Below are 6,121 nucleotides of genomic sequence, written 5' to 3'. Positions count from 1 at the left end.
GAAGCAGTCAAACTTCTTTGGAAGCCCCCACTTCAAATTTTCGCTAGAAAATTAAGTGGGGGTAGTTCACTTTAACACATAGATAAATAAAATCGCACTTGGAAAAACAACCAAGTGCGATTGAAAAAAGTATTATTTACCTTTTTACAACAGTAAAGTTATCTGTTAGCAGCAACCAATTTTGCGGAAAATCTAATCCTAGTTTCCAATAGCTGATTCCCCGTAGGCCGAGTTCTTTTACTAAGTCAAATTTTGCTTGAATCGAACGGGCATCTTCAAACCAAACTTCGTGTTCTTTTCCGTTTTCGTCCCGATAGCGGAAATGAGGAGCTTGCGCTTTGGTGTCATATTCAATGGCGACATTGTATTGAGCAGCAAGACGGATCGCTTGTTGCGGACTAATCGCCCGTGCATATGGTCCACCCGGTACGTATGGAAGCGTCCAATCGTATCCGTATAAGTTTTGTCCCATCATAATTTTAGAAGCGGGCATTTCGGAAATGGCATATTCGATCACCTGCCGAACAGGGCCAATTGGAGAAACCGCCATTGGCGGTCCACCGCTATATCCCCATTCATATGTCATAATGACGACAAAATCAACAATTTGTCCGTGGGCGCGGTAATCATGCGCTTCATACCAGCGGCCTTTTTGTGTCGCGCTTGTTTTTGGCGCCAACGCGGTAGACATAAGCCACCCTTCACGTTCAAATCGCCGTTTTGCTTTTCGCAAAAACGCGTTATACGCTTCGCGGTCTTCGGGACGCAAATATTCCATATCAAAGTGAATATCGCGAAATCCGTATTTTTTTGCTGTTGTTACAATGTTTTCTAATAGACGGTTTTGTAATTGTTCGTTGTTTAAAATAAGCGCTCCTAGTTCATCGCTAAATTGATCATTTTCGATATTGGTAACGACCATGATTAAAGTAACGCGATTGGCGCGAGCGATAGATGGGAAATTATTCAATGGAGGTTCTTTGAGTGCTGCATTTCGCTGAATTTGGAACTGAAACGGAGCTAAGTATGTTAAATATGGGGCTGCTTGACGAGCACTTGCCTCCAGCGCTGGGCTGACAGTCGTTCCTCGCGGCTCAATGTATCCGTTAAACTCGGCTCTCCGTTTTGCTTTTGGCGGAATGTATAAACGTTGTCCAACTTGCAGCGGGCTATTTAAGGAAATGCGGTTAATTTCCGCAAGCCGCTGCATAGGAATGGAAAATTTGCGAGAAATGGACCATAAACTATCGCCGCGCTGAACCCAATAAAAGCTTCCAACAATCGGAATAACAATCGCTTGACCGACAACAAGATCATTTGGATTTGGAAGCTCGTTTGCGCGAATAATTTCTTCAGGAGTCGTATTATACGCTTGAGCAATTCCGTTTAACGTTTGCCCGCTTTGTACAACGTGAATTTGCATACTTTACCTCCTAGTTGCGTCTTCGTTCTTCTTATTTTATGATGAAAAAAGAGCAGAAATGACCGTTTTTACGAGGAGTTTAGCAATGGTAAACGATGAATATTATATGCGACTAGCTATAGAAGAAGCGAAAAAAGCAGAACAAATAGGAGAAGTTCCAATTGGTGCGATCATTGTCCAAGATGGCTGTATTATTGCTCGTGCCCATAATTTGCGGGAGACGGAACAGCGTGCCATTGCCCACGCCGAAATTTTAGCGATTGATAAAGCGTGTAAGGAAGTAGGGTCATGGCGCTTAGAAGACGCGACATTGTATGTCACATTAGAACCTTGCGCGATGTGCGCTGGTGCCATTGTACTTGCCCGCATTAAGCGGGTCGTGTTCGGCGCAAGTGACCCAAAAGGAGGCTGCGCAGGAACATTGATGAATTTGTTGCAAGAAGGAAGATTTAATCATCAAGCGGAAGTGACAAGCGGGATATTAGGAGAAGAATGCGGGCAAATGTTAAGCAGCTTTTTTCGAAAGCTCCGCGAAAAAAAGAAAAATATTGGGCAAAGTTCCAGCTAAATGATCGAGGTCAGTCATTGCATTTTGTTTCAAAAACCGATATACTTATATTGCCGTGCTAAGCGGGGAGGTAGCGGTGCCCTGTACTCGCAATCCGCTCTAGCGAGGCTGAATCCCTTCTCGAGGTTAGTTTGCCGTAAGGTCTGTCTCAAGTAAGTGGTGTTGACGTCTGGGTCCCGCGCAATGGGATTCCGTGAACCCTGTCAGGTCCGGAAGGAAGCAGCAGTAAGCGGATTCTCCCATGTGCCGCGGGGGTGCCTGGGCTGAGCTAACTGCTTGAGCAACGCTTGGGGCAGCTAATCGACAGAAGGTGCACGGCCTACATAAAGAGAACATAGAACTCACTCCTTGCGAGTGAGTTTTTTTATTTCTTATTTTGAAAAAAGGCGAAGACATTATATAATAAATAAGATGAGAAAAAGAGGGGGGCCATTTCGTGACATACCAAGCTTTATATCGTGTTTTTCGGCCGCAGCGGTTTGCAGATGTTGTCGGTCAAGAACACGTGACGAAAACATTGCAAAGTGCCCTGCTTCAAAATAAAATATCTCATGCATATTTGTTTTCTGGTCCGCGTGGTACAGGAAAAACGAGCGCTGCGAAAATTTTAGCAAAAGCGGTAAATTGTGAGCATGCACCGACGGCAGAACCATGCAACGAATGTCCTGCATGCATCGGGATTACGAATGGCGCCATTCCAGACGTATTGGAAATTGATGCGGCTTCGAACAACCGGGTGGATGAAATTCGGGATATTCGTGATAAAGTGAAATTTGCGCCGACATCTGTTCGCTATAAGGTATATATTATCGATGAAGTACATATGCTTTCAATTGGCGCTTTTAATGCGTTATTAAAGACGTTAGAGGAACCTCCAAAGCATGTTATTTTTATATTAGCAACAACAGAGCCTCATAAAATTCCGCTTACGATTATTTCCCGTTGTCAGCGCTTTGATTTTCGGCGAATTCCATTGCATTCTATTGTCGCAAGGTTGCGGCAAGTGATTGAACAGCAAGGGATAAAAGCTTCAGATGAGGCTTTGTTTGCGATTGCTCGCGCGGCCGACGGCGGAATGCGTGATGCGTTAAGTTTGCTTGATCAAGCTATTTCATTTAGTGATGGAGAATTGCTGCTTGAAGATGTCCTTGCCATGACCGGATCCGTATCTTCCGCGACATTGGCTTCTCTTGTTCGGGCTATATATGAGAAAGATACGGCAACATCATTGCAGCTGCTTGAGGAAATGATGGATCAAGGAAAAGATCCTAATCGCCTTATTGAAGATTTAATTTTATATTATCGGGATCTTTTGCTTTATAAAACGGCTCCCCATGTAGAAGGGGCGATAAAAGGCACAGTTGTTGACGATACGTTTCAACATTTAGCTCAGTCAGTTCCATTATCTGACATCTACGAAACGATTGAAGTGTTAAATAAAAGCCAGCAAGAAATGAAATGGACGAATCATCCGCGCATTTTTTTAGAGGTTGCGCTGGTGAAGCTTTGCCATCAACAAGCTTCCTATCCATCACCGTCCTCTGAAGAAATTCAATCGCTCGCAAAAAAGCTGGAATATTTGGAAGCGGAGCTGCGCCGTTTAAAAGAACATCATGCATCTGTCGCAACAACCGCCCCTGCGCAAACGAAAAAACAAACAAAGACGCTAAAAACAGGAGGATATAAAACGCCGGTTGGCCGTATTTATGAAATCTTAAAGCAAGCGACCCATCAAGATTTATCGCTTATCAAAAGCCATTGGGCTGAGATGCTGGATACATTAAGGAAGCAACATAAAGTATCCCATGCAGCTTTATTGCAGGAAAGCGAGCCAGTTGCTGCAAGCCCAAACGCTTTTGTGTTGAAGTTTAAATATGAAATCCATTGTAAAATGGCCGCTGACAATACGAATTATGTGAAAGATAATTTAGAGGCGATTTTATTTGAGCTAACGAAAAAACGTTTTGAAATGGTGGCAGTTCCTGAAGAAGAATGGAGCAAAATAAGAGAAGAATTCATTCGCGAAAAAGGAGCGAAGCGCGAACAAGAACAGGGAGAAGATCCACTAATCGCGGAAGCAAAGCGGCTGTTTGGTGAGGAATTAATTGAAATTAAGGAATAACCATATTAAGGAGGAAAAAACAATGATGCGTGGCGGAATGGGAAATATGCAAAAAATGATGAAACAAATGCAAAAAATGCAAAAAGAAATGCAGAAAGCACAAGAACAATTAGCAGAAAAAACGGTAGAAGGCACTGCAGGAGGCGGTATGGTGACCGTTATAGCGAACGGTCATAAACAAATTTTGGAAGTCAAAATCAAAGAAGAAGTGGTGGATCCAGAAGACATTGAAATGCTCCAAGATTTAGTGTTGGCAGCAACAAATGATGCTTTGAAAAAAGCAGATGAGTTAGCAGCCGAAATGATGGGACAATTTACAAAAGGATTGAATATTCCGGGATTGTTCTAGGAGGAGTTTTAATGCATTATCCAGAACCAATATCTAAACTAATCGATAGTTTTATGAAGCTGCCCGGAATCGGACCAAAAACAGCTATTCGCCTTGCGTTTTTTGTTCTAACGATGAAGGAAGATACTGTGTTGGAATTTGCTAAATCGCTTGTTGATGTCAAACGGAATATTAGATATTGTACGGTTTGTGGGCATATTACCGATACAGATCCTTGTTATATTTGCAAAGATGAAAGACGAGATCGAACAACAATATGTGTTGTGCAAGATCCAAAAGATGTTATTGCTATGGAAAAAATGAAAGAATACAATGGACTTTACCATGTGTTGCATGGTGCCATTTCTCCAATGGAGGGCATCGGTCCAGAAGATATAAAAATTGCGGAGTTATTAAAAAGATTGCAAGATGAAGCTGTACAAGAAGTTATTTTGGCGACAAACCCGAACATTGAAGGGGAAGCGACCGCGATGTATATATCGCGTTTGCTAAAACCAACTGGAATAAAAGTAACGAGAATTGCCCACGGTTTACCGGTGGGCGGAGATTTGGAATATGCCGATGAAGTGACGCTTTCAAAAGCCTTGGAAGGACGTCGAGAGTTATAGAAAGAGAAAGAGGTGGGGGTCACTTGTTATGGCGACGGAAAGGCTGGCTAAAAAAGCAATTTGATTTAAAATTAGTAGAAGAATTACAAGCGCTGAGAGACGAATGGTATGAGCAGAAACGGCTGATTGAAAAGTGTGTAGAACCTTCAGAAGAAGTACTAATGGCGTTAAATGTTACAGAGGCCAAATACTTTTTTTTAATTCGTGAAGCAAAATATCGACGTGTATCATTAAAGGGAGTGAAATAGCTTCCTTTATTTTTTTGTTCTTTTTTCCGTCTTTCATCATAAGTTTGTAGTACAAGCAATAAAAAGGAGCGTGGAAAATGGAACCGAAATTTGTACTTATTTTGCTATCATCTATGATTATTGTTTTATTATTAGCAGGAGCGCGATTAAAAGCATTAAAATTTTTAGGATATGGGGCGATTAAACTAATCGTTGGAGCGCTAGTATTATTTGTTATTAATGCAATTGGCGGAGCGTTTCAATTTCATGTCCCCATTAATTTCATAACAGCATTCATATGTGGATTTCTCGGGATACCGGGAGCGGCAGCTTTAGTTATCATCGAAAAGTATATCGTTATGTAAGGAAGATATGTTTTATTTGTAAGCGAGATGACGAAAAGGCGTTGTTTTCCATCAGCGCCTTTTTTATTTTTTGAAAAAACATATTGACTTTTATTTTTATATGTATTATATTAAAAAACGTCGTTGTTAAAAAATGAATAAATAAGTTGACAACATGTAATGCAGTATGTATAATATAAAAAGTGTGCGAAGTTCCTTGAAAACTAAACAAAACGCAAGCGTCAATAAGAAAAGCGGAAGCGACGCGATCAGCTCTCGAAGCCAAATGTTCTTCACCCCGCTGAAGTGCTTGCACTTCGAGGGGGAAGGTTATTTGGCACAAGAGAGCTAGTCGCTGAAGCTGGACAATAAGAAAAGCGGAAGCGACTTGACACCTTCGGTGTCGGTGCCGAATTAAAAGCCAATCAACTTTCTTTTTGGAGAGTTTGATCCTGGCTCAGGACGAACGCTGGCGGCGTG

The 6,121-nt window shown here is 41.9% G+C and carries 7 protein-coding genes and 1 other RNA gene; 7 read left to right on the top strand and 1 reads right to left on the bottom strand.

Going from position 1 to position 6,121, the window contains the following annotated elements; translation table 11 throughout:
• Positions 1–136 precede the first annotated feature (136 nt).
• Positions 137–1,423: a glycoside hydrolase family 18 protein gene (locus DCC82_RS02350; RefSeq protein ID WP_097353954.1), complete on the bottom strand. Its 1,287-nt coding sequence runs from the start codon at positions 1,421–1,423 to the stop codon at positions 137–139.
• A gap of 85 nt (positions 1,424–1,508) precedes the next feature.
• On the opposite strand from DCC82_RS02350, the gene tadA reads away from it, so the two are divergent.
• The 7 genes from tadA (at position 1,509) to DCC82_RS02315 (ending at position 5,662) form a co-directional block, all read left to right on the top strand.
• Positions 1,509–1,991, top strand: coding sequence for a tRNA adenosine(34) deaminase TadA (tadA, locus tag DCC82_RS02345; protein WP_211278825.1), 483 nt, complete (start codon positions 1,509–1,511; stop codon positions 1,989–1,991).
• 53 nt (positions 1,992–2,044) lie between these two features.
• Positions 2,045–2,309: signal recognition particle sRNA large type (ffs, locus tag DCC82_RS02340), an RNA gene on the top strand.
• 118 nt (positions 2,310–2,427) lie between these two features.
• Entirely contained in the window at positions 2,428–4,113 is a 1,686-nt protein-coding gene (dnaX, locus tag DCC82_RS02335; RefSeq protein WP_081189751.1) for a DNA polymerase III subunit gamma/tau, read from the top strand.
• Between the two features lie 25 nt (positions 4,114–4,138).
• Positions 4,139–4,462: a YbaB/EbfC family nucleoid-associated protein gene (locus DCC82_RS02330; RefSeq protein ID WP_003247376.1), complete on the top strand. Its 324-nt coding sequence runs from the start codon at positions 4,139–4,141 to the stop codon at positions 4,460–4,462.
• A gap of 11 nt (positions 4,463–4,473) precedes the next feature.
• Positions 4,474–5,070 carry a recombination mediator RecR gene (recR, locus tag DCC82_RS02325; RefSeq protein ID WP_012748800.1) on the top strand — a complete coding sequence of 199 codons (597 nt, stop codon included), beginning with the start codon at positions 4,474–4,476 and terminating at the stop codon, positions 5,068–5,070.
• Between the two features lie 23 nt (positions 5,071–5,093).
• On the top strand, positions 5,094–5,318 hold the full coding sequence (locus tag DCC82_RS02320) for a YaaL family protein (RefSeq protein WP_012748801.1): 225 nt from the start codon (positions 5,094–5,096) through the stop codon (positions 5,316–5,318).
• Between the two features lie 77 nt (positions 5,319–5,395).
• Positions 5,396–5,662 (top strand): pro-sigmaK processing inhibitor BofA family protein, encoded by a 267-nt coding sequence (locus tag DCC82_RS02315; protein ID WP_012748802.1) that lies wholly within the window; start codon positions 5,396–5,398, stop codon positions 5,660–5,662.
• The last annotated feature ends 459 nt before the right edge of the window (positions 5,663–6,121 follow it).

The sequence above is a fragment of the Geobacillus sp. LYN3 genome, assembly GCF_003064505.1.
Lineage (GTDB): Bacteria > Bacillota > Bacilli > Bacillales > Anoxybacillaceae > Parageobacillus_B > Parageobacillus_B toebii.
The sequence above is the reverse complement of the archived record's forward strand: the minus strand, read 5'-3'. Positions and strand labels throughout refer to the sequence as shown.

Excerpts from the sequence above, each read along its gene's own strand:
- tadA (WP_211278825.1), top strand. The coding sequence starts at position 1,509 with ATGGTAAACGATGAATATTATATGCGACTAGCTATAGAAGAAGCGAAA.
- recR (WP_012748800.1), top strand. The coding sequence starts at position 4,474 with ATGCATTATCCAGAACCAATATCTAAACTAATCGATAGTTTTATGAAG.
- DCC82_RS02350 (WP_097353954.1), bottom strand. The coding sequence starts at position 1,423 with ATGCAAATTCACGTTGTACAAAGCGGGCAAACGTTAAACGGAATTGCT.
- DCC82_RS02330 (WP_003247376.1), top strand. The coding sequence starts at position 4,139 with ATGCGTGGCGGAATGGGAAATATGCAAAAAATGATGAAACAAATGCAA.
- DCC82_RS02315 (WP_012748802.1), top strand. The coding sequence starts at position 5,396 with ATGGAACCGAAATTTGTACTTATTTTGCTATCATCTATGATTATTGTT.